23 protein-coding genes and 1 pseudogene are annotated in these 23,959 nt (G+C 68.8%); 10 read left to right on the forward strand and 14 right to left on the reverse strand.

All coding sequences use genetic code 11. From position 1 onward, the window contains the following. Positions 1-119 precede the first annotated feature (119 nt). Both ACZ5XZ_RS17355 and ACZ5XZ_RS17360 read left to right on the forward strand, forming a co-directional pair. Positions 120-710, forward strand: coding sequence for a TetR/AcrR family transcriptional regulator (locus tag ACZ5XZ_RS17355; RefSeq protein WP_468978712.1), 591 nt, complete (start codon positions 120-122; stop codon positions 708-710). After that, positions 707-2,053: an MFS transporter gene (locus tag ACZ5XZ_RS17360; protein WP_468978715.1), complete on the forward strand. Its 1,347-nt coding sequence runs from the start codon at positions 707-709 to the stop codon at positions 2,051-2,053. The genes ACZ5XZ_RS17355 and ACZ5XZ_RS17360 overlap by 4 nt, the downstream gene beginning before the upstream one ends. A gap of 114 nt (positions 2,054-2,167) precedes the next feature. On the opposite strand, the gene ACZ5XZ_RS17365 is transcribed toward ACZ5XZ_RS17360, so the two are convergent. The 4 genes from ACZ5XZ_RS17365 to ACZ5XZ_RS17380 are packed head-to-tail and all read right to left on the reverse strand — an operon-like array spanning position 2,168 to position 4,178. After that, a complete protein-coding gene (locus tag ACZ5XZ_RS17365) occupies positions 2,168-2,539 on the reverse strand; it encodes a TniQ family protein (RefSeq protein WP_468979041.1) in 372 nt (123 codons plus the stop codon). Then, a complete protein-coding gene (locus tag ACZ5XZ_RS17370; protein ID WP_468979042.1) occupies positions 2,533-2,859 on the reverse strand; it encodes a TniQ family protein in 327 nt (108 codons plus the stop codon). The genes ACZ5XZ_RS17365 and ACZ5XZ_RS17370 overlap by 7 nt, the downstream gene beginning before the upstream one ends. 24 nt (positions 2,860-2,883) lie before the next feature. Then, positions 2,884-3,837, reverse strand: coding sequence for a TniB family NTP-binding protein (locus ACZ5XZ_RS17375; RefSeq protein ID WP_468978718.1), 954 nt, complete (start codon positions 3,835-3,837; stop codon positions 2,884-2,886). Between the two features lie 29 nt (positions 3,838-3,866). Then, positions 3,867-4,178: a hypothetical protein gene (locus ACZ5XZ_RS17380; RefSeq protein WP_468978721.1), complete on the reverse strand. Its 312-nt coding sequence runs from the start codon at positions 4,176-4,178 to the stop codon at positions 3,867-3,869. A gap of 62 nt (positions 4,179-4,240) precedes the next feature. Here ACZ5XZ_RS17380 and ACZ5XZ_RS17385 point away from each other — a divergent pair, with 62 nt between their 5' ends. The 3 genes from ACZ5XZ_RS17385 to ACZ5XZ_RS17395 all read left to right on the forward strand — a co-directional run bounded on the left by ACZ5XZ_RS17385 (position 4,241) and on the right by ACZ5XZ_RS17395 (position 5,555). Next, complete coding sequence (locus ACZ5XZ_RS17385) at positions 4,241-4,372, forward strand: hypothetical protein (RefSeq protein ID WP_468978723.1); 132 nt, start codon at positions 4,241-4,243, stop codon at positions 4,370-4,372. A gap of 100 nt (positions 4,373-4,472) precedes the next feature. Beyond that, on the forward strand, positions 4,473-5,207 hold the full coding sequence (locus ACZ5XZ_RS17390; RefSeq protein ID WP_468978726.1) for a hypothetical protein: 735 nt from the start codon (positions 4,473-4,475) through the stop codon (positions 5,205-5,207). A 138-nt stretch (positions 5,208-5,345) separates the two neighbouring features. After that, complete coding sequence (locus ACZ5XZ_RS17395; protein WP_468978728.1) at positions 5,346-5,555, forward strand: helix-turn-helix domain-containing protein; 210 nt, start codon at positions 5,346-5,348, stop codon at positions 5,553-5,555. 156 nt (positions 5,556-5,711) lie between these two features. Here the strand turns inward: ACZ5XZ_RS17395 and ACZ5XZ_RS17400 are convergent, their stop codons facing one another. The 3 genes from ACZ5XZ_RS17400 to ACZ5XZ_RS17410 are packed head-to-tail and all read right to left on the reverse strand — an operon-like array spanning position 5,712 to position 9,360. Beyond that, a complete protein-coding gene (locus tag ACZ5XZ_RS17400) occupies positions 5,712-7,664 on the reverse strand; it encodes a DUF3732 domain-containing protein (protein ID WP_468978731.1) in 1,953 nt (650 codons plus the stop codon). Continuing rightward, complete coding sequence (locus tag ACZ5XZ_RS17405) at positions 7,661-8,137, reverse strand: three component ABC system middle component (RefSeq protein WP_468978732.1); 477 nt, start codon at positions 8,135-8,137, stop codon at positions 7,661-7,663. Before ACZ5XZ_RS17405 ends, ACZ5XZ_RS17400 begins: the two co-directional genes overlap by 4 nt. Beyond that, the gene (locus tag ACZ5XZ_RS17410) at positions 8,137-9,360 is read right to left on the reverse strand and encodes an ABC-three component system protein (RefSeq protein ID WP_468978735.1); all 1,224 of its coding nucleotides are present in this window, start codon (positions 9,358-9,360) and stop codon (positions 8,137-8,139) included. Before ACZ5XZ_RS17410 ends, ACZ5XZ_RS17405 begins: the two co-directional genes overlap by 1 nt. A gap of 685 nt (positions 9,361-10,045) precedes the next feature. Between ACZ5XZ_RS17410 and ACZ5XZ_RS17415 the strand changes: the two genes are divergently transcribed. From ACZ5XZ_RS17415 to ACZ5XZ_RS17425, 3 genes are all read left to right on the forward strand, one after another. Then, positions 10,046-11,137: a glycosyltransferase family 2 protein gene (locus ACZ5XZ_RS17415; protein WP_468978738.1), complete on the forward strand. Its 1,092-nt coding sequence runs from the start codon at positions 10,046-10,048 to the stop codon at positions 11,135-11,137. A 1,169-nt stretch (positions 11,138-12,306) separates the two neighbouring features. Continuing rightward, positions 12,307-12,810, forward strand: coding sequence for a hypothetical protein (locus tag ACZ5XZ_RS17420; protein WP_468978741.1), 504 nt, complete (start codon positions 12,307-12,309; stop codon positions 12,808-12,810). Then, the gene (locus ACZ5XZ_RS17425) at positions 12,776-14,167 is read left to right on the forward strand and encodes a sensor histidine kinase (RefSeq protein ID WP_468978742.1); all 1,392 of its coding nucleotides are present in this window, start codon (positions 12,776-12,778) and stop codon (positions 14,165-14,167) included. Before ACZ5XZ_RS17420 ends, ACZ5XZ_RS17425 begins: the two co-directional genes overlap by 35 nt. Before the next feature lie 479 nt (positions 14,168-14,646). On the opposite strand, the gene ACZ5XZ_RS17430 is transcribed toward ACZ5XZ_RS17425, so the two are convergent. Further along, positions 14,647-14,910, reverse strand: a complete 264-nt coding sequence (locus tag ACZ5XZ_RS17430; RefSeq protein WP_468979043.1) for a putative T7SS-secreted protein — start codon at positions 14,908-14,910, stop codon at positions 14,647-14,649. Between the two features lie 139 nt (positions 14,911-15,049). Here ACZ5XZ_RS17430 and ACZ5XZ_RS17435 point away from each other — a divergent pair. After that, a pseudogene (locus tag ACZ5XZ_RS17435) lies at positions 15,050-15,461 on the forward strand (transposase family protein); the annotation flags it as partial. On the opposite strand, the gene ACZ5XZ_RS17440 reads toward ACZ5XZ_RS17435, so the two are convergent. Together ACZ5XZ_RS17440 and ACZ5XZ_RS17445 are read right to left on the reverse strand one after the other, a co-directional pair. After that, entirely contained in the window at positions 15,462-17,315 is a 1,854-nt protein-coding gene (locus ACZ5XZ_RS17440) for a glycoside hydrolase family 35 protein (protein WP_468978744.1), read from the reverse strand. A gap of 331 nt (positions 17,316-17,646) precedes the next feature. After that, positions 17,647-18,891 (reverse strand): MFS transporter, encoded by a 1,245-nt coding sequence (locus ACZ5XZ_RS17445; protein ID WP_468978747.1) that lies wholly within the window; start codon positions 18,889-18,891, stop codon positions 17,647-17,649. A gap of 162 nt (positions 18,892-19,053) precedes the next feature. On the opposite strand from ACZ5XZ_RS17445, the gene ACZ5XZ_RS17450 reads away from it, so the two are divergent. Then, positions 19,054-19,983, forward strand: coding sequence for a LysR family transcriptional regulator (locus tag ACZ5XZ_RS17450; RefSeq protein ID WP_468978749.1), 930 nt, complete (start codon positions 19,054-19,056; stop codon positions 19,981-19,983). 79 nt (positions 19,984-20,062) lie between these two features. Here the strand turns inward: ACZ5XZ_RS17450 and ACZ5XZ_RS17455 are convergent, their stop codons facing one another. From ACZ5XZ_RS17455 to ACZ5XZ_RS17470, 4 genes are read right to left on the reverse strand one after another with little or no spacing between them, the layout of a single operon-like run. Continuing rightward, positions 20,063-20,842 carry a sirohydrochlorin chelatase gene (locus tag ACZ5XZ_RS17455; protein ID WP_468978752.1) on the reverse strand — a complete coding sequence of 260 codons (780 nt, stop codon included), beginning with the start codon at positions 20,840-20,842 and terminating at the stop codon, positions 20,063-20,065. Positions 20,843-20,848: 6 nt separating this feature from the next. After that, positions 20,849-21,799: an ABC transporter permease gene (locus tag ACZ5XZ_RS17460; protein ID WP_468978754.1), complete on the reverse strand. Its 951-nt coding sequence runs from the start codon at positions 21,797-21,799 to the stop codon at positions 20,849-20,851. Further along, a complete protein-coding gene (locus ACZ5XZ_RS17465) occupies positions 21,786-22,613 on the reverse strand; it encodes an ABC transporter ATP-binding protein (RefSeq protein WP_468978757.1) in 828 nt (275 codons plus the stop codon). Before ACZ5XZ_RS17465 ends, ACZ5XZ_RS17460 begins: the two co-directional genes overlap by 14 nt. Positions 22,614-22,650: 37 nt before the next feature. After that, positions 22,651-23,754: an aliphatic sulfonate ABC transporter substrate-binding protein gene (locus ACZ5XZ_RS17470; RefSeq protein WP_468978758.1), complete on the reverse strand. Its 1,104-nt coding sequence runs from the start codon at positions 23,752-23,754 to the stop codon at positions 22,651-22,653. Between the last annotated feature and the right edge of the window lie 205 nt (positions 23,755-23,959).

Raw genomic sequence — 23,959 nt, forward strand, 5'->3', positions numbered from 1 at the left:
CCGGCGTCGTTGTGCGCGCTGGAGCCCCGCACCCCGTCACCGCTTCACCGTTGACGGGGCGCGGGGCTCAGTCGTCCCGTCGCGTAGACACTGTCTACGCACTCTGGTAGACAGTGTCTATGGATGAACCTGCACAGGATGCGGGCCTGCGTGCCCGGTTGGTCGAGGCCGGCGTCGACCTGGTGAACAGCCGGGGCGCACAAGCCCTGTCGCTACGGGAGATCGCCCGCCGGGCCGGGGTCTCGCACGGGGCCCCGCGCCGGTACTTCCCGACCCACCTGGCCCTGCTGTCCGCGATCGCGCGGCAGGGCTTCGCCGAGCTGGGCGCCGCGGCCACCGAGGTGCTCGACACCGGGCGGGCGGACCCGCGGTCCCAGCTCACGGCGTTGAGCAGGTGCTACCTCGACTTCGCGCGAACCCGCCGTGGGATGTACGAGTTGATGTTCCGTCACGACCTGCTGGAGAGCCAGCAGCACGGGCTGCGGGAGACCAGCCTGCCGCTGTTCCGCCTCCTCGTGGACCTCGTCGCACGTGTACGGCCGTCCGCCGGCCAGGCGCCACCGGTGGTCGCGGGCGCGCTGTGGGCGAATCTGCACGGCATCGCCCAGCTGTGGGGATGGGGCAGCCTCCAGCTCGCGACCCAAGCCGACGACGTCGAACCGCTACTGCGCGCCACACTGGACGCGCACCTGGGGCCGGAGGGCCGATGACCTCGATCCGTCAACGACGCCTCACCCTCGCCGGCAGCATCACCGGAGCCGCCATCGTCGCCCTGGACGGCACCGTGCTGACCGTCGCGCAGCCCACCCTGCAACGGGACCTGCACGCCTCGTTCGTACAGGTCCAGTGGACCAGCACCGGCTACCTCATCGCCGTGGCCGGCCTGCTCGTCTTCGCGGGCCGCCTCGGCGACCGGTACGGCCACCAAAAGGTCTTCGCCACCGGGATCCTCGGCTTCGGTGCCGCTTCGGCGGGTATCGGCCTGGCGCCCGGTGTCGGCTGGGTGATCGGCCTGCGCGTCGCCCAGGGAGTCTTCGGCGCACTGCTGCAACCGGCCACGCTGGGGATGCTGCGCGCCGCGTACCCGCCCGAACGGCTCGGCATGCCCCTCGCACTGCGCACCAGCGCGATCGGACTGGCGGCCGCCGCCGGCCCGGTGGTCGGCGGCGCACTCGTCGCCCACCTGGGCTGGCGGGCCGTCTTCTTCCTCAATGTGGCACCGGCGGCGCTGGCCGGGGTGCTGGCCCTCGCCGTACGCCTGCCCGCGGGGACGCCGCAGGCGCCGCGGCGTGCCGCCGCCTCCCGGCTCGACCTGCCCGGGGCCGGCCTGCTCGCGGTCACCCTGGTGTGCCTGGTCCACACCCTCGTCGCCCTGCCGGAGGCGGGATGGACGACGACCGTCGTGCTGGGGCCGGTCGCGGCGGCGGCCGCCGGTGCCGCGTTCATCCGGCACGAGCGGCGCACGGCGAGCCCGCTGATCCCGCCAAGCGTGCTGGGTTCAAGCACCATTGCCGCCGCGCTCGCGATCCTCCTGTCCGCCTCCGCCGCCCTGTTCGGCACCCTCTTCGTCGCCACCTACTTCCTGCAGGACACCCTCGGGCTGGACCCGCTCCAGTGCGGTCTGCGGGTCCTTCCGCTGGCCGTGATGATGGTGCTGAGCGCACCCGCCGCAGCCATGCTGCAGCGCCGATACGGCCCTCGCCGCACCTCCGCCGTCGCGATGGCCCTGATAACCGCCGGCATCCTCCTCCTCGCCCAACTCGACCGCAGCTCAACGGCGTTGACGATCGGGGCAGGCTGCCTCCTGCTCGGCGCCGGCTTCGGCACGGTGATGGTCACCGCGACCGCCGTCATCGTGCGGCATGCGTCCGTGGGCGACGCCGGGGTGGCCGGTGGGCTCCAGCAGACCGCGATGAACATCGGCCCCACGCTCGGCGTCGCCACCGCGACCATGCTGACCGGCCTCACCGCCACGACGGGCCGCACGCTCGTGGTCCTGGCGGTCATCACCGCGCTCGGCGCCCTGGCCGCCCGCGCGTTCCCGGCGCTGTGACCGAGGATCGTAGTTTGCGAATCTTCCTCGGGACTGAGCAGCTCAAGACAGGGGCAGGGAAGACGGGTTGCGAATCTTGAGAGCGCTAGTTTGCGAATCTTGGCGGTGGCGGCGTCACGGTGAGTGAGGGAAGGCTGCGATGATCTGAAGGGCGAGTGCTTCGAGTGCTTCGAGGAGGTCAGGGAACGGCGGGTTCTCGTGGTCCCAGCGCCCGAGGAATGTCATCGCTGGTGATGCGGTGTCCAGTTGTCGGTTTGGTGGGGAGATTGGCGGCTGGAAGATGGGGGCGAGGCGGCTGCCCCGGCCGCCGAACACCGGAAGCCGGCAGCGTGGGCAGTCGTTGCGCAGGAACACCTGGTGATCGAGGCAAGCGAACGTGATGGCCAGCCGCCATTCCCGCTTCCAAGGACCGCCGTGGCGGCGCTGGATGGGTGTGTCGTCTCCAGCAAGGCAGGTGGGGCAGTAGCGCGAATAGGCCATCAGCAGCCAGGGAGGGAAGACGCTGCGAGGACGGGGGTGCTTCCCGCCCGGACCAGCGCGTGCGTGAGGGCTGGGTAGCGGTCGATGTAGGGACGCAGGGTCAGTGAGTCCGCAGCAGCCGGCGTGACCCTGGCCGAGCGGGCGAAGACATTCAACGGTGAGGACTCCAGCATCAGCAGACTGGAGGCCGAAGCCAGCGCGATAGGTGAGCGGGTGAGGCCCGTCCGCCGGGCCACTTGGCCAGGCGACAGATCGAGGCGGTGGGCCAAACTGAGGAGGAATCCCGGCAGGCTCTCGTCAGGCAGAGGGACCAAGCTCCTGGGCATCGGGTCCTTGACGACGTTCACGGATCAGCCTGTCTGGTCTTCAGCGGCGCGAGGGCCGCGGTCGTCGAAGACGGTGTTGCGGGTTCGGCGCTTTGTGCGCGGCGAACGCCGCGTGGTGGACGGGTCCTTGGGGACGGCTGGCTCATCGGGGGCGTCGGTCATGTCGTCTCGTCGCAGGACGATCTCGTCGAGGCGGTCCTCGTCGAGAGCTTCCCTGCCGCTGTCCATTGCCTCTTGGGTGCCATCCTCGATGAGCCGTCCGAGCAGCCCGACGACGCCGCCGGTGCGGCGCATCAAGTACTCGGGCATGGCACCGTCGGTGAGCATGCCTTTCTTCGCGTTTAACAGCCGGACGTGGACCTCGATCCCTCGAAGGTGGTTGAGGAATGCCGTGATCTGTTCGGCGGTGGTGTAGCGGAACCGGTCGAGTTCGACCAGTTCGAAGCGGTGCTCGGTCTGGGTGACCTCCAGGCCGTGGATGCGGGTCGATTCCAACTGCGGCATGATCCACTGGGCTGTTGCCTTGTCCCATTTCGCCTCGCGCAGCAGCCCGGTCGCGGGGATGTTGACTCCGGTGAGGATCAAGGTGACGTCAAGGCTCATAAAGGCTCGCATGAGGTCTAGGACGTCCTGGTCGTCAGCGCGGTGCATGCGCAATCGGCTGATGTCGTCCAGGACCAGGACCAGGACCTTGACGCCGTGATCCCTGAGTGAGTCGGCGACGAGGCGGACCAGTTCAGGGAGTGTCGCTGACCTGCGGAAGTCGGCCCGGAAGAAGTTCAGGATCGACACGCAGGTGCTCTTAGGAGTCGCGGTGACAGGAGTCGAAACGTAGACAACCGGAGCGTGCAGATCCGAGGTCCCCGGGATGGCGCCCGGCAGCAGGTAGCTGTGCAGCTGCAGCCATTGGTCTTCGAAGGCGGCTGCGGCTGAGCAGACGGTTGCGGTCTTCCCGTAGTTGCCCCAGCCGCTGACCATGACCCCGGCCAGGGTCGGATCGTCCTGCTTCAGGGTATTGCGTTCAGCCGAAGCCGGATGAGCCGGGTGACTTTCTCCTGCATCGGAGTCCGTTGCAGCGGCAGATTGACGTTCGTGATCCTGCGATAGAGGCCGTAGTCGGTGCGGCGGGCCGTAGGGGCGCTCCGCCACTGGTTCGTTGTCAGCGGTGGCGGCGGAATGAGCTGACCGCGGTGGGTGCGGTAATGCTGCCAGCCGGCGTAGGTGTCGCGGTGCGGGCGTCCCTGCAGGATCGGCTCGGCGATCCGGCCTCGTGAGGGCAGATCGGCCAGCGGATCATCGGCGGAGGGGGACTGGCCCACGCGTTCTCCTCCAGAGGCTGGTCAATATTGGCGTCGGGTCCCAGCGGAAGCAGGAACAGGTGATGGCGACGCAGGGCATCTTCCAGCAGCGGTGGCGCGACCGGTTCGTCCAGGACGACTTCCTCCCGTCGGCGGCGACGGTCGGAGTCGACAGCGGCGTCGATCGTGCGGGCCTGCTCGACCCATGGCGCTGACGTCCGGGCAGGCAGCGGCGAAGGGCCTGCGCGGTCCGCCGCTGCCCTGCGAAGCAGTTTCACTCGACTGCGACTGCGCCGATCAGCCAACATCCCGTACATGAACACGGAGATAGTGGTCGCGTTGATCGGCGCCGCGGGCGTGCTCGGGACGATCGGCGGCACGGTCGTGGGAGCCCGGATTCAGGCCAACGGCGGTCATGCTCAGGCCCAGGCCGCCCGCGACGCGGCAGCAACAGCTGCCCAGGCTGCACGCGGTCAGGCGCTCGGGGAACGCCGCTGGGCTGTCTTGACGGCCTACCTGCGCGCCGCCGACCTGTGCATGGATGCGGTCGCGCGCTCCTACGATGCCGGGTCCCTGACTGAGAACGACACCGCCTACAAGGTGTTCGTGCTGGCTCAGGCCGAGGCAGAACTGGCCGCACCGACCAACATGGACATATACATGGCTGCGATGCACAACGCCGTGAGAAACGTCTGGAGCACGGCGGATATCTGGGCGTCCCACGGGTGGGGGTGGCGGGCGCTGACCGAGATGGCACAGTCGGACCGGCCGGAGGCGGAGCAAGCCAGAACCGCCCTGCAACGTGTGCGAGGCGAAGGTCCTCGCGAATCACAGACCCTCGCGCAGCTTAGGGCCGAGCACGAGGAGTTGCGCGCAGCCCTCCTAGCCCTCCCCGGTTTCGGCGCTGATCACGTCAACGGGCTGTTGCAGGATCGAAGCGACCCGGAGAGGGCGGGGCGGGAACAGCGTTGGCGCGAGCAGCACTACATCGAGGTACGAGAAAAGCTGATCGAGGCCGCCCGGGACGTGCTTGGAACAAATCAGGTTTAGGCCCGAACACGGCGACACTGTCGAAGTCTCCGCGCCACTCACACGTGGTCCTCATGGACGCATCATTGTCGTGAGGCGTTTGATCCAGCCCTTTCATTTTGCGTCCTTTGCTCCTTTCAGTCAGAGGCATTCCGAGAGTTGGACTACCGCTGGCACCTGCGCAAAGACATGGCGGACCGCGGGATGTTCTCCACCACCGACCTGCTGCCGCCGCTGAAGGAACGCGGCATCACGCTGTCCACCAGCCAGGTCTACCGGCTCGTCGTCGAGCGACCCGAGCAACTCAGCCTAACGATCCTCATGGCCTTGCTGGACATCCTGGACTGCACTATGGACAACCTCAATTGAGCCCTTCACCAGGGCCGGTGCCCCGCACCCAGTCAGGAAGGGACAGCTCGCTTCTGGTCTCCGACCCGGGTCGCCCCACATAGGCGCCGACGGTGGTCCAGGGATGTCTCGTAGCGTCACGTCGATGAGGGCTGGGGGCCTACTGCACCGGCCGCGTCAGTCAGCCTCGGGCGGGATCCATGCGGCGGGTACAAGTGCTTGTCCATCGCGCCGGCGCCACCGATGCACGACGTGGTCGCTGAAGGCCGGATCTTCAAGGTCGGCGTGCTCCATGACGATGACTTGTAGCTTCCCGTCGAGCCTGCGGAGCGTCCGGTGGATGGCTTTGAAGATGTTGAGGAGAAGGACCCGGTCGTCGCTCTCCAGTACCTCTTCGCCAACGTGATCGGGCGGAAAGTACACCTGCGAGGGTTGGTCAAGAATGAGCACGCCTGGCACAGGGTTGTCGTTCTCTGCGAACCACTCGTGCAGGCTGAGGAGCGTGGCCACGTGGTACCCGAGATGGTTATCTCCGCTGCCCATGTCCCTCAGAGGCACCGGCCCCTCTATGGTGTCAGCCACCACGGTGAGGCGGTTCACGTCGAGGCGAATGAGCGAGCTGGAGTGTTCCAGGGCGAGTTCCTGGGCCTTTTTCCTGATCTCCTGGTTGATCAGCGACAGGAAACTGGTCAGGCGGTCGCCTTGGACATCTTCGCTGAGAAGCGTCTCCAACTCGGCAATCCGTGTTCGGAGCTCCTCGGTTCGGTCTTCCACTCTAGGGCCGATGGCGAGTTGGGCCGCCGTGTCTAGGTAGAGGCTGATGCGGCCCTGCACGATGGCGGCACGCCGAACGTCGTCGGGCTCTTGGTCAAGGGTCCGGGACGCTGCGGTGACCTCGCTAATCTGTTCCTGATTGCGGGCGAGTTCCGAGCGGAGTTCCTGTAGCTGGCCCTCTTCGTGGCTGATCATCCGCTCGATGACCGGGGTGTCCCTGCCGATGGCGTGCAGGTCGCCTTGGAGGTGAAGCAGGTCAGCGGTCAACGCCATGGCGGTGCCATGGGCGGATCTGACGGGACTGTCGCAGACCGGGCACTGTGCGATATCGGAAGCCTCTGGATCGCGCTTCAGCAGGCCAAGGGTGGCCAGTCGAGCACGTTGCTCGTTGGCTTGGTCGGTGAAGTCGCCGTTCTCCGCCAGGGCGGTCTTGAGGTCGGCGATCCGGACCCGTGTTCTGCTTGCCCGACCGCGCAGCTCGGCACGACGGGTGCGCAGCTCAGTGAGGGGGTCGTCGGTCCCGTCCGGACCTGGCTGCGGGCCTCTTTGGAGGAGCGCCTCACGCAAGAGGCGCAGGACGCCTTCGGCGGCTATCTCGCGGCCGGAGGCAGGGGGCAGGAGGTGGGCTTCGATGGCCTCGGTGAGCAGGGCCTGGGCCTGGCCGGCAGCGGGGGCAAGGTTGCTCGCGGCGGCCAGCTTCGCTTCGTGGTCGGACAGGTCCCGGAGGGCGAGACGTAGCCGGCTGCGGAGAAGTGCCTGCTCACGGTCTGTTGCGCCAAGGAAGTAGGGGATGACGCCCCGGATGGTGTTAGGCCTCCACTCTTCGCCTTGGGAGTGGAAGAGCACGTCTTCGTTGGCGATCTCGTTCTGGGCCTGGAAGCAGAAGAACAAGGCATGCCGGACGGAGGGTGCGATGAGTGTTGCGCGGCCGACGGCCGGGACGCGGATGTTGCGGTCGATGCCGCAGAAGTCGCTCAGCAGGTCCTTGGCAACCTCCCTCGGTGTGACGAAGCGAAGCTCGTCCAGGGGCGGCGGCGGGGAGCCGGGCGCCTGCGAAAGGATGCAGAGGACGGTGCTGACGCCCTTCTTGGCTTCTGGGGCACGGCGGGCGACAAAGAGCTGCTCTCCGGGCCTGACGAGGGTGATCGCGAACGTGCTGACGTATTCGCGGACCTTGCCGGACTTCACTGGATAGTCGGAGCTGGCGAGGCAATAGTCGATGATCGTCAGCAGGGCGCTCTTCCCGCGGCGGGAGTCGCCGGTGACGATGTTGAGACTGCCAGGCTTGAAGGGCACGGTGTGCACCTGGTTGGGCTGCTTGCCATAGATGGTGACCGCTTGGATCTGAAAGGTCACGGCTGAACTCCCAGGAGGGTCAGAACGGTGCCGAGGCTTCCGGTACTGGGGAGCCAGCGTCCGAGCATGAGGGCTGCCTGTTGGATGGCCCTGGTCTGCGGTGTGCCCTCGCTGATGGTTTTGGCCAGAGCGCGGGGAACGGGGGTGAGGCCGGCGGCGGTGCAGTGCATGACGCGAGACTGAAGGGCGAACAGGAGTCCCGGCCTGACCACGGTGGCGAGGACCGTGGCGTTACGGGACATTTCGATGCGCACGTGCTCGTTTGCTTCGAGCCACCCCATTAGCCCGGTGCCTGTCGTTGCTGGCAGTGCTGCCCGGATGGCGGGCTGCAAGGCCATGACGCCGGCGGTGACGGCTACGGGGAGCGGGCAGGCGGCGGCGTACTCCTTGTCGTAGCCCTGGACGGCGCGAATGCATAGGACTGCGGTGAAGGCAGGGTTGTACAGGGCACGTTCCTCACGGCTCAGTTCCATCAGCGGGTCCGGGCCGGCTCAAGGAGCGCTATGAGGCGTGCGGAGAAGTCCGGGTGCCATCCGACTCTAAGTTCGTCGGCGAGCATGTGGTACGAGCCTTTGGTCACGAAGACTTCGTCGCAACCTGTGCGGATGGGGAAGCGGGCCTCCCGATCGACCCAGCGGTAAATCAACCTGGCTTCTTTCTTCTTCTCCTCCTCGGTAGCCTCGGGGCCAAGTTCCTCCGCCATCTCGGCGAAGCGAGACTGCCACTCCTCAACGAGCTTGCGCTCGAACTTGCCGAGCTCTCCCGCACGCAGCAGATTCTCGGCGGACCAGCGGGAGCGCTGGGTGAAGGCACGGACGTAGTCCCGCACCGCGAGACCGACCCGCTCAGCTCCGACACCGATCAGACCGAGCTGACGGACGAAATTCTTTTCGGCTGCCTCAGAGACATCGGAACTCATGTCGTAGATGTCGTGGTCGATCGGCAAATTGTCGTAGCGGAACTGACGCTGCAGGTCGGAGAGCGCTTCATCGAACTGGATGCCGGTGACCGGGCTTCCCCCTGGCGTCTGCATCTGCTCGATTACACGGTTATAGAACCACCCTTCCAGCCTGGCGAGAAATGCCTTCGCCGCATCGTGGCCGACAGCGAAGGCCGCAAGGCCCTTCAGCGCCGTCCGGACCTCGGTGATGTCCTGTGTGCCTCCGAGGACCTCGATACGGGAGATCAGAGGCCGCTGAAGCGGTCTATCTCCGAGGCCCAGATCGTCGAAGGCCTCGAAGCACTTCGGAAGAGAACCCTTCGTCGCCTTCGAAGCCTTACGGGCCTCGCGGAGCAGGTGCAGGGCGCGGTCTTCATCGCGATGCTGGCTGCTTCGAGGTTGAAGGTAAAAGGCTGCGCTACCTTCGGGGAGCTCAGCCGTCGTCAGCAGGAACAGCTTCGTTTCGGTGAGCGTGATCCGGCTGGCCTTGGCGGCCTCCGCCCAGATCCTCAACGTCTTCCAGAGGTCCTCAGACAGGTCGGTCATTCGAACGCCCTCGGCGCGCTGCTTCAGCTGAATCAGACGCCTATCCGAGCCCTGGTGGATCTCGATGTCGTCAGCCGCTTCAACCGCAACACTCCAATCTGTGTCGGCGCTCATCCACTGCTCGATACAGATGTGCAGCGCTTTCGCGAACTGGAAGAGGTAGCCAAGCGCCGACGCCGACGCCTCATACTGCTCACCGGTGTCTGCCATCGCCCACCCTCTTCCCCAGACCGACACAGCGATCATTCCACGCTGGTGACGGCCTGCACATTGCTATGCGTGAAGAAGAGCAGAGCATCAAAGGAGGACGGCCGCTTCATCCTCCGGGCGCCACGGCGCGTTGGCCCCCTCCCGGGGCCACCAACCGCGAGGCTCTCCCAACCTGAACACGCTCACTGGTGGACCAGTCGTCCTTGCGATGCGCCGCGTTGATGACCACGTCCGGCTGGGTCGCCCTAAGCACTTGTGTGATCTCCTTGCTGCAGCAGAGGTCCATGGGCAGCCAGGAGATCCCATGGACGTCGGCGCGGGCCGTGAAGGCCGCTGTCACTGCATGCTCCGGATGCCTATGCCTGCTGGGCCAACTCAAGCGCTGACGGGCACCTGAAGCGCTCAGTCTCGCAACACAGCGTCACTTGATCGAGATCCGCAATGTAGCGAGCCCGTCCGCAAACTAAGAATCCCGGTCACACGCGCGTCACACGAGCAACTCGCCCGCAGCCCCGCGAGTTATCCACAGGAGGTGACCTCCGAAACCGCTCCCCGCTCGACTCCGCTACCGTCGGTGACATGCACGGAGGACTGCCGTTCATCGGCATCAGCACCATCATCTACGGCCTGATCGGCCTGATCGCCGCCGCAACCGGCGCGATCCGTACCACGGGGGGAGCTCGTCATGCACACCATCACCGTCATCGTCCCTGCTCACAACGAGGAGGAGGGGTTACCGGCCACGCTGGAGTCGCTCGCGTGCCAAACGCTCCGGCCTGACCGGATCCTGGTCGTGGACGACGCCTCCACGGACCGCACGGGCGAGGTGGCCGCATCACACGGCGTGACGGTCCTCCGCCCGCCGCGCAACCTCGGCAGCAAAGCCAAAGCTCAGAACTACGCCCTTCCGCACTGCACCACCGACCTGGTCCTGGCCGTCGACGCGGACACCGTCCTCGCCCCGGACTACATCGAGACCGTCGTCCCCGTCTTCGACGACCCGGCCGTCTCCATCGCCGCGGGCATGGTCCGCACCCGTCACACCCGCACGATCTGGGAGCGCGGACGCTCCACCGAATACCTCTTCGGCTTCCATTGGCACCGCCCCATCCAGGCCCGCGCCAACAGCCCCATGGTCTGCTCCGGCTGCTGCTCCGTCTTCCGCCGCGACGACCTCATGTCCTTCGGCGGCTTCCCCGAGCGCACCATCGTCGAGGACATGGACTACACCTGGTCCCAGCAACTCGCCGGCAGACGCGCGGTCTACGTCCCCGACGCCGTCGCCCTCGCCGCCGACCCGGAAGACCTCACCTACCTCCGCAAGCAGGTCTGGCGCTGGATGGCCGGCTTCTGCCAGAACGTCCGCCTCCACCTGGGCCGCCTCATCCTCCGAAAGCCCCTTCTGGCGCTCTGGGTGCTCCTGGCCCTCTTCGAGATCGTCACCGCCCCTCTGTGGTGGGCAACGCCTTTCCTGGCCGCCGCCACCACCGGCCAGCCGCTCCCGCTGACCGTCACCTGGTGGGCCGGAGCCGAACTCCTCCTCACCACCCCACCCCTGATCTACGCCGCCCACCGCCGCAAACTCCCGCTGACCGGCGTCCTGTTGAACCTCCCCTGCGTCTACGCCACCAAGGCCGTCAACCTCGTCTACGCCTGGAAGGCCCTCGTCGTGGAACTGCTCCTGGTACCCCTCCATCTGGCGCGGGGCCTGACGGTGTACGAAAAGGGTCGGGCCGACACCCCGACCGGCCGGACCGCACTCGCGGGAGCGGGGTGAGTACGAGAGGCCATCCAGTAAGCCGCCGGGCCGGCGCCTGCCTGCTCAGGACACGAGGGCCATGCCGCTTGCCGCGGCTGCCGAGAAATGCCCGCGCCACGCTGAGCCTGGACATGCAGGAGAACACGCCCCACCAGGTCACGATCCGATCCGGTCCGGAGAGCGGAGGAAGGCGTTGATCTCCCGGTAGAACGCGGACTCGCAGGTAGAGAGGTAAAGGGCGGCGATGGCGTCGGCGGACAGGCTGTCGTCAACGACATTTTGTGGAAGCTGTCCACGAGGGCGGCTTGGCGGGATCTGCCCGAGCGGTACGGGCCGGGAAGACGCAGCGGCCGGTACCACCAAAGTTCCCCGCGAACATGCCGCCGGACACCTGGCTACTCCTTGATACGACGAAGGCGCCAGTGGAGAATCCGGCGTCAGCGCCTGCCAGGGACGCTTAGATGCTGTCGTCAGACAGGACGAGCGTCGCCTGACGTGGGACTGGTTCCGGAGCCCGCACTTCGTACAGGCGGGACCGCAGCACTCCACCACCCCCACCACCCCGGTCCTCGGCGCCGCCCCCGAGCTGGCCCGTCTGCTGCGGCGCCGCTACAACCAGTCGGTCCAGGCGGGTATCCGCGGCGACCTGGCGGCGCCGGCCGCCTAAGGGCTCCGCACTTCGACATCGCGCGGACGCGGGAATCCGCCGAACCCGAGCGCGGCCGGGGTGACCAGCAGGACCCGGCTTCAGGCCCTGCGGCCCCGCAGGGCCTGGGCCAACCCTCACCGTTCAAAACGACCGTGGTGGGCTGGTGGGCTCGGTAGGTGTTCGTGAAGGGCGGCAGCGCGTGGCCTGACTGGTCGTCGAGGCTGCGCGGGACAGTGGCCCGGACTGGGCTCTGCGCCTCGGACGTGGAAAGGGGGTAATGGAACCGTTTTGGGTGTTGTTGTAGATTCGCTGCGTCTTACTCAGAGATGAGAAATTTGTGCTCTTGCCCTCTTCGGCCGCGCGGGTCAGACGCCTGTTCCTCCTGCCGGCGGTGCTGGCCGTGCTGGCCTGTTCCGCGGTGGCGGGGTGCGGGGCGGGCGGGGGACTGGTGAGCGCAGGGAAGGCCACGCCGGTGGAACCGCCCCAACGGTTGTGGCCCCACCGCTCTCCGGCACCGATGTCAACGGAGCAGACCGACGTGACGGTGGCTCCCCTGAAGATCCCCCACGCTCGCGGAGCCGCTGCGGGGAACGCCCGCGCCCTGGTTCCGTCCGACGTCTTCGCCGCGGAGGTCGCCGCGACGACTGGCGGCCCCAATAGCCTGGAGCCGTATCTGGAGAAGACCGTCTGCACCGCGGGCAAGCCGGGCTGCCCGGTCCTGGAGCCCATCTACCAGGACCTGACGGGTGACAGTGAAGACGACCTCATCCTCGGCTTCAGTCTGGAAGACCCCCTTCTGAACGTGCGCTGCTACGCCTTCGTGGACGGCCGGCTGACCCGCATCCTCGACATCGGGGTAGCGCCCCGCTCGGTGGATCTGGCCAACGGCAAGCTGATCGTCACCGAACCCGCAGACGCTCCGGGGTATGTCATGCGTACGGAGTGGGGCTGGGATGCGCACCGGGGCTCGATGACACAAAGCACCGACGAGATTCGACGCGCTGACAATGGCGCCACGCCCTCCCCGGGCGGCCACCGATGATGCACAGCTCGTCCGGCGAGCATGCGACGAAGCCTGTCGGCCCCGCGCGGCTCCCGCGAAGCGGCGCCGGCTCCCGGCCCGTTGGCGGGCAGCCTTCCGGCCTCGTTCACTGCGCTGGAGGTCAGTTCTGTTCCTGGCGGCCGTGTGCTGCCTTGTGGCCGGGCTGGTCGGCGTCCTGGTCCATGTCATCGTCACCGGGCAGACCGTCAAGCAGGCGCGCAGCCAGGCCCTGGCCCGTCTCGAAGCCGCCACGCGCGCCTACACCAACGGGGTGCCCCTGCCGACTCCCGCCTCCCTCGACCCGCCCGCCCTACCCACCCAGCTGCGCGCGCTCGCCCGGCGCGGTGAGCACGGAACGGCGCTGGGCACCTTCGCCGACGCGCCGACCATGTGGGCTGCCATCCCGGCGCGCGGCGGCAAGGTTCTGGCTGCCCGATACGACTACAGCGCCGGCGCCCAGGCCATCCGGGGCCTGGATCGGGCCATCGTCCTCTCCGCTGCACTCGCCATCGGCACCACCGTGGCCGTGGGCGCCTTCGCGTCCTCCCGCGTCACCCGCCGCCTGCACCACACCGCCGATGTCGCCCGCCGGATCAGCGCCGGAGACCTCGATGCCCGCGTCGCCGACCCACGTACAGACGAGGGCCCAGGACGGTCTCCGGACGAGATCGCCGCGGTCTCCGCCGCCCTCGATGCGATGGCCACGACCCTGCAGGGCAAGCTGCACAGCGAACAGCGCTTCACCGCCGGCGTCGCCCACGAACTGCGCACCCCCATCGCCGGCCTGCACATGGCCGCCGGCCTGCTGCCTCCTGGGCGCCCCACTGACATGGTCACCGACCGCATCCAGGCTCTGCATCACCTGACCGAGGACCTTCTGGAGATCTCCCGGCTCGACTCCCAGACCGAGAAGGCGGAACTTGCCTTCCACCAGATCGGCGACATCGCCGAACGGGTCGTACGGGCCTTCGGGCAACCGACTGAGGTGCACATCGTGCGCGACGTGTGGGTGGAAACCGACCGACGCCGCCTGGAGCGCGTACTGGGCAACCTGATCACCAACGCCCACCGCCACGGCACACCGCCTGTCATCCTCACCGTCGACGGACCGACCCTCACCGTCCGCGACCACGGCGCCGGCTACCCCGACTACCTCCTGGAAAGCGGCCCCCAACGCTTCCACACCTCCCGCCGTGGCAAAGGCCATGGCCTTGGCCTGACCATCGCCACCGGCCAAGCGCAACTCCTCAACGCCGAAATCCACTTCGCCAATGCCCCCGACGGTGGCGCCATCACCACCCTCACCCTCCCCACCCCCGCCGAAATGCCGGAACCACCATCCGAGCCAGGTACATGACGGCTGAGGCGCAGAGCGGTGAAGCCCGGGCGCGCGAGAGGCAACGCCTGAGGAAGAGCTGCGACGGTCTTCGACCGGCTGACGCGAGCTGCGTGCAGCCCCAGATGTTCCTGCTCCTGATCGCCGGCTACGAGACCACGATGAACCTCCTCGTCTCGGCCCGCCTACTCCTGCTCACCCATCGAGGCGAGCTCGACGCGGCACGCGACAATCCACGGCGTCGGCCGGCCGTGGTGGAGGAGACACTGGGCTACGCCAGCCCGCTGGAGAACACGACGTGGCGGCGCGCCACCGAAGACATCGATCTGGGATCCCGACGCGGCGGACGTGCCACCCCGAGCCTGGCGTTCGGCCACGGCCCCACTACTGCCTGGGCGCCCGCCTCGCCAGGCTGGAAGCAGGCTTGGCACTGCCGATGCTCCTCGAAGCGGGAATCTGCGACCTGTAGAGAAGAACTGCAGCAGCGACGCGCTCCTCAACTATTGCGCTGCCACGACCAACAGATTCGACGAGTTCCTCAAGGAGCTGCGAAACGACCGCACTCTCGCTCTAGGGGAAGTCCCGTTCGATGCGGCGGCTAATTCGGCTTTGCCCTGGGCCCAGGACACCGTCTCCGCGTAGGACTTCAGGGCCTTGTAGGCGTCGTCGCAGGTGTCGGCGGCCGGGCGCGAGGTCGGGGCCGTCGTCGTCTGGAGGGTTGAGTGGTGGCGCCAGCGTGGTGGAGACGCTGCACCACTGGCGATCTCCGCCGGAGCCGTTCATCTCGGTGAGGGTGAACCCCTCTGATTGGGCCCACCACTTCCTGAACAGGCTGAAGCCGGTGGAGGACCAGGAGATGTCCGGGCTCGCCACGTCGTCGTCGCCTGGAAAGAGCATCAGTCCCATCTTGGCCCGAAGGTCGCGCTCGAGTCGCGCAAGCGGTTCGCGAAGGACGCGGCGCTGATCGTGGACGGACGGCACCCTGGTACCGACCCGCGATTGCAGCATTGCCGAGCAGTCCAAGGACTGTCGGTACTCCACCGTCCACCAGGTCGTCATCGACGCCGACACCCGCGTGGTCGTGGTCGTGGTAGTCGGCCGGTCCGTGCCCGGCAACCGTCATGGCTCCCGTAGCTGGGGGAGTCCGGCGCCAAGAACGCCGTCGGCCACACCATGGCCCTTGCCGACGGCTGCTACCAGGGCACCGGACTCGTCATCCCGTACCACCGCACCATGGGGAAGGAACTCCTGGCTTGGAAGGAGGAACACCACCGGTCCCCACCAGCGAGTTCGGGCGTGTGTCGAGCGCACCTTCCTAGCCGATGTCGGGCGCCGACCGTACTTCGATCCCGTCGCCCGTCCGCTCCATCTCCAGTACGACGAGTTCGTTGCGGCCGCGGCGCCACAGATGGCTCGGTGCGTAGAGGGTGACCTGGGGTCCCAGGGACCAGTACCGGCCGAGTGCGAATCCGTTGAGCCAGACCATGCCCTTGTCCCAGCCGGGAAAGGCGAGGAAGCCGTCGGCGGGGGTGTCGACATGGACCCGGGCCCGGTGGAACGCGGGGTTCGTCGGGGTGCTTCCGCTGCCGAACTTCAGGGGTGAGAGATCGTCCAGGGGCAGCCGGCGGATCTCCCAGTCGCGCAGTTCCTCGTCGTCGAGGAGGACCTGTCCGCTGATTCCCTTGGGGTCGTTCAGGCCCTGGCCGAAGTTGACCCGTCCGGTGGGGTCGACCAGCAGATCGAGGGTGCCGGCGGCGCCGGAAACGGTGAAGTCGACGGTGTGGGACGGCTGGTTGCGGTCGAAGGTGCCGATGCGCCGGCCGCCGCCGTACACCAGCGCACGGTCGCCGAGTCCCGTGATCCGCAGGCGCCTGGTCCCCTGCGGCCCGCGCACCCGGGTGCGGTAGTGGATCAGTCCGTGCGCTTGCCCGAGGGCCTCCATATGGACGGGGGCGGTACGGCGCACGGGGGCGCCGCTCAGTACGTCGAGGGCCTGTATCAGCGGTACGGACTCGCGGACGGTGACCTTCTGGGCCGGCATCCGGCGTGGTGTGGCCGGCAGGGGCGTGGACGGCAGCGTGGTGTATTCGGCGAGCACCTCGCGCACCTTGTGGAACTTCTCGGTGAGTTCGCCGGATTCGCTGATCGGGGAGTCGTAGTCGTAGCTGGTGACGGTGGGCTGGTAGGCGCTGCCGTGCAGATTGGCCCCGGCGGACCAGCCGAAGTTCGTTCCGCCCACCGCCATATAGAAGTTGATCGATCCTCCTGCTTCGAGGATCTTTCGTACGTCGGTGGCGGTCTGCGCCGGGTCGGTGGTGTGGTGCCGCTCTCCCCAGTGGTCGAACCAGCCGTCCCAGAACTCCGTGCAGAACAGGGGTTTGTCCGGCTGGAATTTGCGTAGCTCCGCGAAGGGCCCGGTGGGGTCGCCGGCGAAGTTGACGGTGGACAGGAGGTCGGGAAGGCTGCCGGCCTCGAGCGCCTCCTGGGTGGCTCCGTTGGAGCAGAACAGCAGGCTGTCCATGCCCTGCGCCCGCATGGTGTCGCGCAGATGCTCCAGGTGCGCGTGGTCGTCGTCGTAGCTGCCGTACTCGTTCTCCACCTGCAGGGCGATGATGGGCCCGCCGCGGGTGGCCTGCAGATCGACGAAGCGGGGGAGCAGTTCGGCGAACCAGGTGTCGACGGCTCGCTCGTACGCGGGGTCGGAGCGGCGCAGCGGCGCGTCCTTGTCCTTCAGGAGCCAGGCGGGCAGACCGCCGAAGTCCCATTCGGCGCAGATGTACGGCCCCGGTCGCACGATCACCTTCAGCCCGGCCTCGTCCGCGGTCCGTACGAAGGCGGCGACGTCGCGCCATCCGGTGAAGTCGGCCTTCCTCTCCTGCGGTTGGTGGAAGTTCCAGGCGACGTAGGTCTCCACCGTGTTCAGGCCCATGGCGCGCATCCGCAGCAACCGGTCCCGCCAGTCCTTGGGATGCGTTCTGAAGTAGTGGAAGGCGCCCGAGAGGATCCGGAACGGCTCACCGTCCAGGAGGAATTCGGTGCCGCGGACGGTCAGTCCCCGCGGGCTCTCGGCCTGGGCGAGGGTCGTACGGCCGCTGCCCAGGGCGAGACCCATGGACGCGGCGCCCACCATGGCCGCGCTCACGAATCCACGTCGGCTGAACTGCGTCATCTCTGCTCTCCTCGACTCGATCGGTCGTCGTCCAAGGTGCGAACATGTTCAGCGGTGCGCGTTTCTGTGCATTGAGAGTGTTGTGTAGAACAGAAAGGAACACAAGGGTTCGTGGCGGAGCGCGGTGGCCGGCTCCTCGCACGCAAAAGCGCGTGAGGCCGACATGCGTCCGGCCGCAGGGGTAGCTCATGTTCCAGGTGCCGTTGGCGCGGAAGCCGGGGTTCGCCTTGATCGTCGAGCCGGCCTTGTTTTCCGTGGGTATGTGGCGATGCCGGGGTGGCGGGGTGTCAGGGCGCCGTGGGCGTAACGCCGAGGTGCCGAGGTGCCGAGGTCAGGTGGGGACCGGTGCCGGCTTCCCTTCGTGTCGCGGTGCGTTGTCGCGGCGGGGGAGGAGGAACGGTGTGGCCAGGAGGAGGAGACCGGCGAGGGCGATCGCGGTGCGGGGGCCGGTGAGGCCGGCCAGCAGGCCCCACAGCCCGGTCAGGGCCGCGGTGGCGGCCTTGGCGGTGACCGTCCACGCGGACAAGGCGCGGGCGACCTGGTCCGTCGCGGTGCGCTCCAGCCGATAGGTGGCGTACACCGTGTTGAACACGCCGATGCAGGTGATCAGCCCGAGTTCGACGGCCATCACGAGCACCATCCCGGCGACCCCGGGGCCGACGAAGGCCAATCCGAGCGACCAGCAGGCGCGCAGCGTCCCCGAGGTCAGCATCACCGTGCGCTGCCCGAACCGCGCGACGAGCGGCCGGGCCAGCCGTGCGCCGATCATGCCGCCCACGCAGGGCACCGCGAAGGCGAGGCCGTACTGCCAGGGGGCGAAACCGAGGCGGCCGAGCATGAGGACGGCGAGCAGCGGCGCCGTCGCCATGATCAGGGCATTGACCAGCACCGTGTTGAACAGCAGCGGACGCAGCGTCGGGTGGGCGAGCAGATATCGCCATCCTGCGAGCAGACCGCCGGCCCGGCTGTGTGGCGCGGCCGCGCGCGCGGGGCGTGGCTCGCTGCCGCCGATCGCGCGGATCCCGGCCGCCGAGAGCAGATAGCTGACGGCATCGGCCACCACGGTCGCCATGGGGCCCAGCAGTCCGATCGCGGTCGTGCCGAGCGGCGGTCCGAGCAGGGTCGTGGTCCACGTCGTGCTCTCGAACCGCCCGTTGGCGACGAGGAGATCGCCCTGCGGTACGAGCGCCTTCAGGTACGCCCCGCCGGCCGCCCTGAAGGCGATGTCGGCCGCGGCCACGACGACCGACACGACCACGAGCTGGGCGAAACCGAGCCGGCCGAGCGCGTACGCGGCGGGGATGCTCAGCAGCGCCGCGAACCGGGCCAGGTCCATCGCCACCATCACCGGCCGCTTGCGGCGGAACTCCACCCACGGCCCGAGCGGCACCGCCACCACCGCACCCACCGCCAGCCCCGCGGCGGCCAGCGCCGACACCTGTGCCGGCCCGGCGTGCAGCACCAGGATCGCGATCATGGGGAACGCGTCGAACGCGAGCCGGGTGCCGAACGCGCTGACCGCGTACGCCGCCCACAGCCACCCGAAACTCCGCCCCAGCGACCTGCCGGCGCCCATGCCCCGCCCCCTGTCCGTCGTCCTCCAACAACCCGAACCACCTCGCGTTGCCGTGACGTATCCAAGCCAGGGGAGGGCCCGCCGATCAAACAACCGCTGTGCGTGGTGGGGTACAACCATGCGTTGTACGCAGAGGTGGAGGCGCCGCCTAGGGTGGTCGGCGTGAATCTCGATGCCGTGCGCACCTTCGTCGCCGTCGCGGACGCGGGGCAGTTCCAGGAGGCCGCCGCCCACCTGTCGATCACCCAGCAGGCCGTCTCCAAGCGGGTCTCCACGCTGGAGGGGGACCTCGGGGTGCGGCTGTTCACGCGTACGGCGCGCGGAGCCCGGCTCACCATCGACGGGCAGGCGTTTCTGCCGCACGCCCGCGACCTCCTGCGGGCCGAGGAGCGGGCCGCCGCCTCCGTGCGCCCCGGCAGTCGCGCGCTGCGCGTCGACGTGATCGGGCGGCAGCTGGCCCCCGCGGCGCTGCTGCGCGACTTCCACCGCGCGCATCCCGGCACCGCACTCGACGTCGTGACCCTCTTCGACGCCGACGCGGCCCTCGCCGCCGTCCGGTCCGGCACGATCGACGCGTCCTTCCGCGCCGTCACCCTGCCCACGCGGCAGCTCCCCGACGGCATCGAGGCCGTCCGGGTCCTCCATGAGCCCCTGCAGCTCCTGACCGGACCGGCCCACCAGTTCGCCGCCGCCCGTTCGGTCGCCCCCGCCCAGCTCGCCGGCCACCGGATCTGGATGCCCGGCCTGGTCACCGGGACCGAGTGGGCCGTCTACTACGACGACCTCGCCGCGGCGTTCGGCCTCACCATCGAGGTGACCGGCCCCGACTTCGGCACCGAGCCGCTGCTCGACACGATCGCCGGCTCGGCGGTGCTGGCGACCTTCGTCGGCGAGCAGACCCGCCTCGTCTGGCCCGCCGACTGCGATCTGCGGCGCATCGCGCTGCACGACCCGACACCGGTCTACCCCCACTCGCTGATCTGGCGCGGCGACAACCCGCACCCCGCGCTCCGCACGCTCCGCGACTACCTCGGCGCCAGGCGTCCCGTCCCGCACGACGCCGGGACGTGGCGACCGGAATGGGCGCAGTGACCCCCACCGGCACCGGTCCGACTCCCGCACCGCGGCCGGGGCCGGAGGCCGAAGCCCCGGCGCCCCGGGCGCAGTGCGCTCAGGCGATCAGCGCCGGCAGCTCACCGCGGACGCCGGCCAGGACCGACCGGTCGTAGCGGCGCAGCACCAGCCGGGCCAGTTCGGGAGCGGCGCCGAGGACGGGGGCGAGGATGTCGGCGCGGGCCTCCCGGGCACCGGCGGCGATCCGGTCCGGGAGGAAGCCGGGGGCGATGACGTACGGGGCGACGGCCACCCGGTGCACGCCCTCGGCGCGCAGTGCCCGTACGGCGTCGGCCGTGCGGGGAAGAGATGCGGAGGCGAACGCAGGTCGCACGGCACACCAACCAGCGGTGCGCCGCCACTCCCGCGCGATTTCAGCGATCACTGCGATCGCCTCCGGGTCCGAAGAGCCCGCCGAGGCCAGTACGACCCCGGTCGAGCGGCGGTCGCCGGGCCGCAGCCCGGCCTCGGCCAGCCGGCGCTCCAGCGCACCGGTCAGGAGAGGGGACGGGCCGAGCACCTCGGCCTGGCGGACGGTCAGCAGGGGAAGTCGCGCGGCGGCCTCGCGCAGCACCGACGGGATGTCGGCCTTGGCGTGGAACGCGCGGGTGAGCAGGAGCGGCAGCGCCACCACATCCCGAACCCCTTCGGCCGACAGGCGCTCCAGCACCCGCGGCACCCGGGGCGCGTTGAAGTCGAGATGGCCGACCTCGACGCGCAGCCCCGGCCGCAGCGCCCGTACCCGCGCGCAGAGCGCGGAGACGGTCGCCGCGTGCCGCGGGTCGCGACTGCCGTGGGCGACGACGACAAGCGTGGGGGAGGCGGGGCGTATGTCCATGGCTTTTCAGCTCTTCACCAGCAGGCCGCGGCTGCGCAGCACCCGTCGCTCGATCGGCGCGAAGATCAGCAGCTCGATGCCGATGCCGACGATCAGGATCAGCAGGATCGCGCCCAGCACCCAGGACATGTCCTGCAGTTCGCGCCCCTGCTCCAGCAACTGCCCCAGGCCGGTGCCCAGATCGGGCGCGTTGACGATCAGTTCGGCGGCCATCAGCGAGCGCCAGGAGAACGCCCAGCCCTGCTTGAGGCCGGCGATGTAGCCGGGCAGCGCGGCCGGCAGCAGTACATGGCGCACCCCGGCCAGACCCGTCGCACCGATGGTGCGGCCCGCGCGCAGATAGAGCGGGGAGATCTGATCGACGCCCGCCACCAGGCCGTTGGCGATGGAGGGGACGGCGCCCAGCAGCACCACCGCGTAGATGGTGGCGTCGCTCAGCCCGAACCAGATGATCGCCGCCGGCACCCAGGCCACCGAGGGCAGCGACTGCAGACCGCTCAGGATCGGGCCGATCGCGGCACGTACGGCCTTGACCTTGGCGACGATCAGCCCGAGCACCGTACCCAGGGCGACCGAGGCCAAAAAGCCCAGGGCGCCGCGGGAGACGCTGGTCCACACGAAGTTCAGCAGGGTGCCCTCGAGCCACTTCTGCTGCAGCGAGCGGGCGACGTCCACGGGACTCGGCAGCAGATAGTGCGCCTTGAGCTCGAAGTGGTAGGCGAGCTGCCACAGGCCCAGCACGATCGCGATGGCGACGAGCGGGGGCAGCGCCTTCGAGACGGTGGTGCGCAGCCACGGCTGCCGGGCGACGACCGTGGACTCCAGCGCGTCGAGGCCGGCCTCCAGACCGGCGATGTCACCGGAGGCGTCGCGCTTGTCGGCGACGGTGGTGTCGGTGGCCGGGGCGTCGCCGGTCGATGCGGCGGCGGACTCGGCCGAGGTCTCAGTGCTGGCCATGGCGGCGGATCTCCCCACGGAGCTGTTCGGTGATCTCGATGGAAAGGTCGGCGACCGCGGCGTCCTCGATGCGGCGCGGCTGCGGGATGTCCACCCGCCACTCGCGCGCGATCCGGCCCGGCCGCGAGGACAGCAGCACCACCCGCTCGGCCAGCCGTACGGCCTCGCGGACGTTGTGGGTGACGAACAGCACCGAGAGGTTGCCGGCGGAGCCGGTGGCGTTCTGCTCCTGCCAGATGCGGGTCAGCTCGTCGTGCAGGACGTCGCGGGTGATCGCGTCCAGCGCGGCGAACGGCTCGTCCATCAGCAGCAGCTGGCTGTCCTGGGCGAGCGCACGGGCCATCGCGACGCGCTGGCGCATACCGCCCGACAGCTCGTGCACCCGCTTGCCGTACGCGCCCTTGAGGCGGACGAGTTCGAGCAGCCGCTCGGCCTCCTCGCGGCGCTCGGCGCGCGGCACCCCGCGCAGCCGCAGCGCCAGCTCGATGTTGCGGCCCGCGGTCAGCCACGGGAACAGCGCGTGCTCCTGGAACATCAGGGCCGGCCGGCCGCCGGGCGTCTCGATGGCGCCGGCGGACGGCGCGTCGAGGCCGGCGACGAGGTTGAGCAGGGTGGACTTGCCGCAGCCCGAGGCCCCCAGGAGGCAGACGAACTCGCCGGGTGCCACATCGATGCTGATGTCGTCGAGCACATGCTGCTGCGCGCCGGTGCGGCCGAACGACTTCGAGACATGGTCGATGCGAGCCGCGTGCGGCACGGTGGTGCCCGTGTCCGCCGTGGCGGGCTGCTGCTTGGTGAGCGTGGTGGTCGTCATCGGTGTCACCTCCTGGGGGAGTGCGGTGCGGTGAGGGCTACTTGCTGCCGAGGCCGGCGTCGTCGACCGGCTGCTTGCCCTCGGACTTGAGCACCTTGTTCAGCAGCGTGAGGTCGTAGATGCCCTTGAGGTCGGGCTTGTGCAGCAGACCCGCCTTGACGGCGTGATCGGCCTCCTGCTCGAGGGTGGCGGCCAGCGGGTCGTCGGTGAGGTCGACGTTCTTGAACGCCGGGTCGAGGACGTCGTTCGGCAGCGCCTTGCCGGCGACCTCCGCCAGCTTGTCGTTGAGCGCCTTCTTCGCCTCCGCCGGGTGCGACCGGATCCAGGCGTTGGTCTTCACCGAGGCGCGCAGCACGGCCTCGACGGCCTTCGGGTGCTCCTTGAGGAACTTCTGCGAGACGATCACGTTCGTGATGACGAACTTGCCGTCCTTCCACAGCTTCTTCTCGTCCAGGATCGTCTTGCCGCCCGCGGCGACCAGCTTGGACGCGGTGGGCTCGGGCACCCAGGCACCGTCGATGGAGCCCTGCTCGAAGGCGGTCGGCGTCACCTTGTTGTCGGTGCGCTGGACGGTGACGTCGCCCTTGCCGGTGGTGGCATCGACCTTGTAGCCCTTGCCGGCCAGGAAGTTCAGCAGCGCCACGTCCTGGGTGTTGCCGAGCTGGGGGGTGGCGATCGTCTTGCCCTTGAGGTCGTCCAGACCCTTGATCTTCTTGGGGTCGACGACGAGCGAGACACCACCGGAGGCCGAGCCGGAGATGATCTTCAGGCTCTTGCCCTGCGACTTGGTGAAACCGTTGATCGCGGGGGAGGGGCCGATCCAGCCGATGTCGATGGCGCCCGAGTTGAGCGCCTCGATCTCCGCGGGTCCCGCGTTGAAGGTGGCGGGCTTGACCGCCGTGCCGCCCAGTTCCTTCTGGAACAGGCCCTTCTGGAGGCCGATCAGGGGGGTGGCGTGCGTGGTGTTGCCGAAGAACCCGATCTTGATCTCATCGAGCCCGTCGGTCTTGGGGCCCTTGGGAGCGACGCCGGCGGCGGTGTCCTTCTTGGCCTCGGAGCCGTAGCCGCAGGCGCCCAGCGCGCCGATCAGAAGCGGGACGGTGGCGGCGGCCGCCAGCAGGCGGTGTCGAACGGCAGACACGGGAGGAGTTCCTCTCGGAGGGCCGGGGCAGCCGCGCCCGTACTAGGGCGCGCCCGGCGGAGCTATGGATCTTCGGAAGGGGGGCGTGGGGGGTACGGAGTCATGCATCGTCAGCGCACACATCGGCCGACTCCGCCCTGTCCGCTCCCCAGGGCGCCGCTGCCGATGCGGCCGCCCTCCTTCGCGAAGGTCGAGAAGACGTCCT

The sequence above is a fragment of the Streptomyces sp. NPDC033270 genome (assembly GCF_055576575.1).

Coding starts and splice junctions, on each gene's coding strand:
- ACZ5XZ_RS17460 (WP_468978754.1), bottom strand. CDS start 21,799: ATGGCCAGCACTGAGACCTCGGCCGAGTCCGCCGCCGCATCGACCGGC.
- ACZ5XZ_RS17455 (WP_468978752.1), bottom strand. CDS start 20,842: ATGGACATACGCCCCGCCTCCCCCACGCTTGTCGTCGTCGCCCACGGC.
- ACZ5XZ_RS17410 (WP_468978735.1), bottom strand. CDS start 9,360: ATGGCAGACACCGGTGAGCAGTATGAGGCGTCGGCGTCGGCGCTTGGC.
- ACZ5XZ_RS17415 (WP_468978738.1), top strand. CDS start 10,046: ATGCACACCATCACCGTCATCGTCCCTGCTCACAACGAGGAGGAGGGG.
- ACZ5XZ_RS17385 (WP_468978723.1), top strand. CDS start 4,241: ATGGCGACGCAGGGCATCTTCCAGCAGCGGTGGCGCGACCGGTTCGTC.
- ACZ5XZ_RS17425 (WP_468978742.1), top strand. CDS start 12,776: ATGGCGCCACGCCCTCCCCGGGCGGCCACCGATGATGCACAGCTCGTC.
- ACZ5XZ_RS17355 (WP_468978712.1), top strand. CDS start 120: ATGGATGAACCTGCACAGGATGCGGGCCTGCGTGCCCGGTTGGTCGAG.
- ACZ5XZ_RS17390 (WP_468978726.1), top strand. CDS start 4,473: ATGAACACGGAGATAGTGGTCGCGTTGATCGGCGCCGCGGGCGTGCTC.
- ACZ5XZ_RS17370 (WP_468979042.1), bottom strand. CDS start 2,859: ATGCCCAGGAGCTTGGTCCCTCTGCCTGACGAGAGCCTGCCGGGATTC.
- ACZ5XZ_RS17405 (WP_468978732.1), bottom strand. CDS start 8,137: ATGGAACTGAGCCGTGAGGAACGTGCCCTGTACAACCCTGCCTTCACC.
- ACZ5XZ_RS17445 (WP_468978747.1), bottom strand. CDS start 18,891: ATGGGCGCCGGCAGGTCGCTGGGGCGGAGTTTCGGGTGGCTGTGGGCG.
- ACZ5XZ_RS17360 (WP_468978715.1), top strand. CDS start 707: ATGACCTCGATCCGTCAACGACGCCTCACCCTCGCCGGCAGCATCACC.
- ACZ5XZ_RS17465 (WP_468978757.1), bottom strand. CDS start 22,613: ATGACGACCACCACGCTCACCAAGCAGCAGCCCGCCACGGCGGACACG.
- ACZ5XZ_RS17440 (WP_468978744.1), bottom strand. CDS start 17,315: ATGACGCAGTTCAGCCGACGTGGATTCGTGAGCGCGGCCATGGTGGGC.
- ACZ5XZ_RS17375 (WP_468978718.1), bottom strand. CDS start 3,837: ATGGTCAGCGGCTGGGGCAACTACGGGAAGACCGCAACCGTCTGCTCA.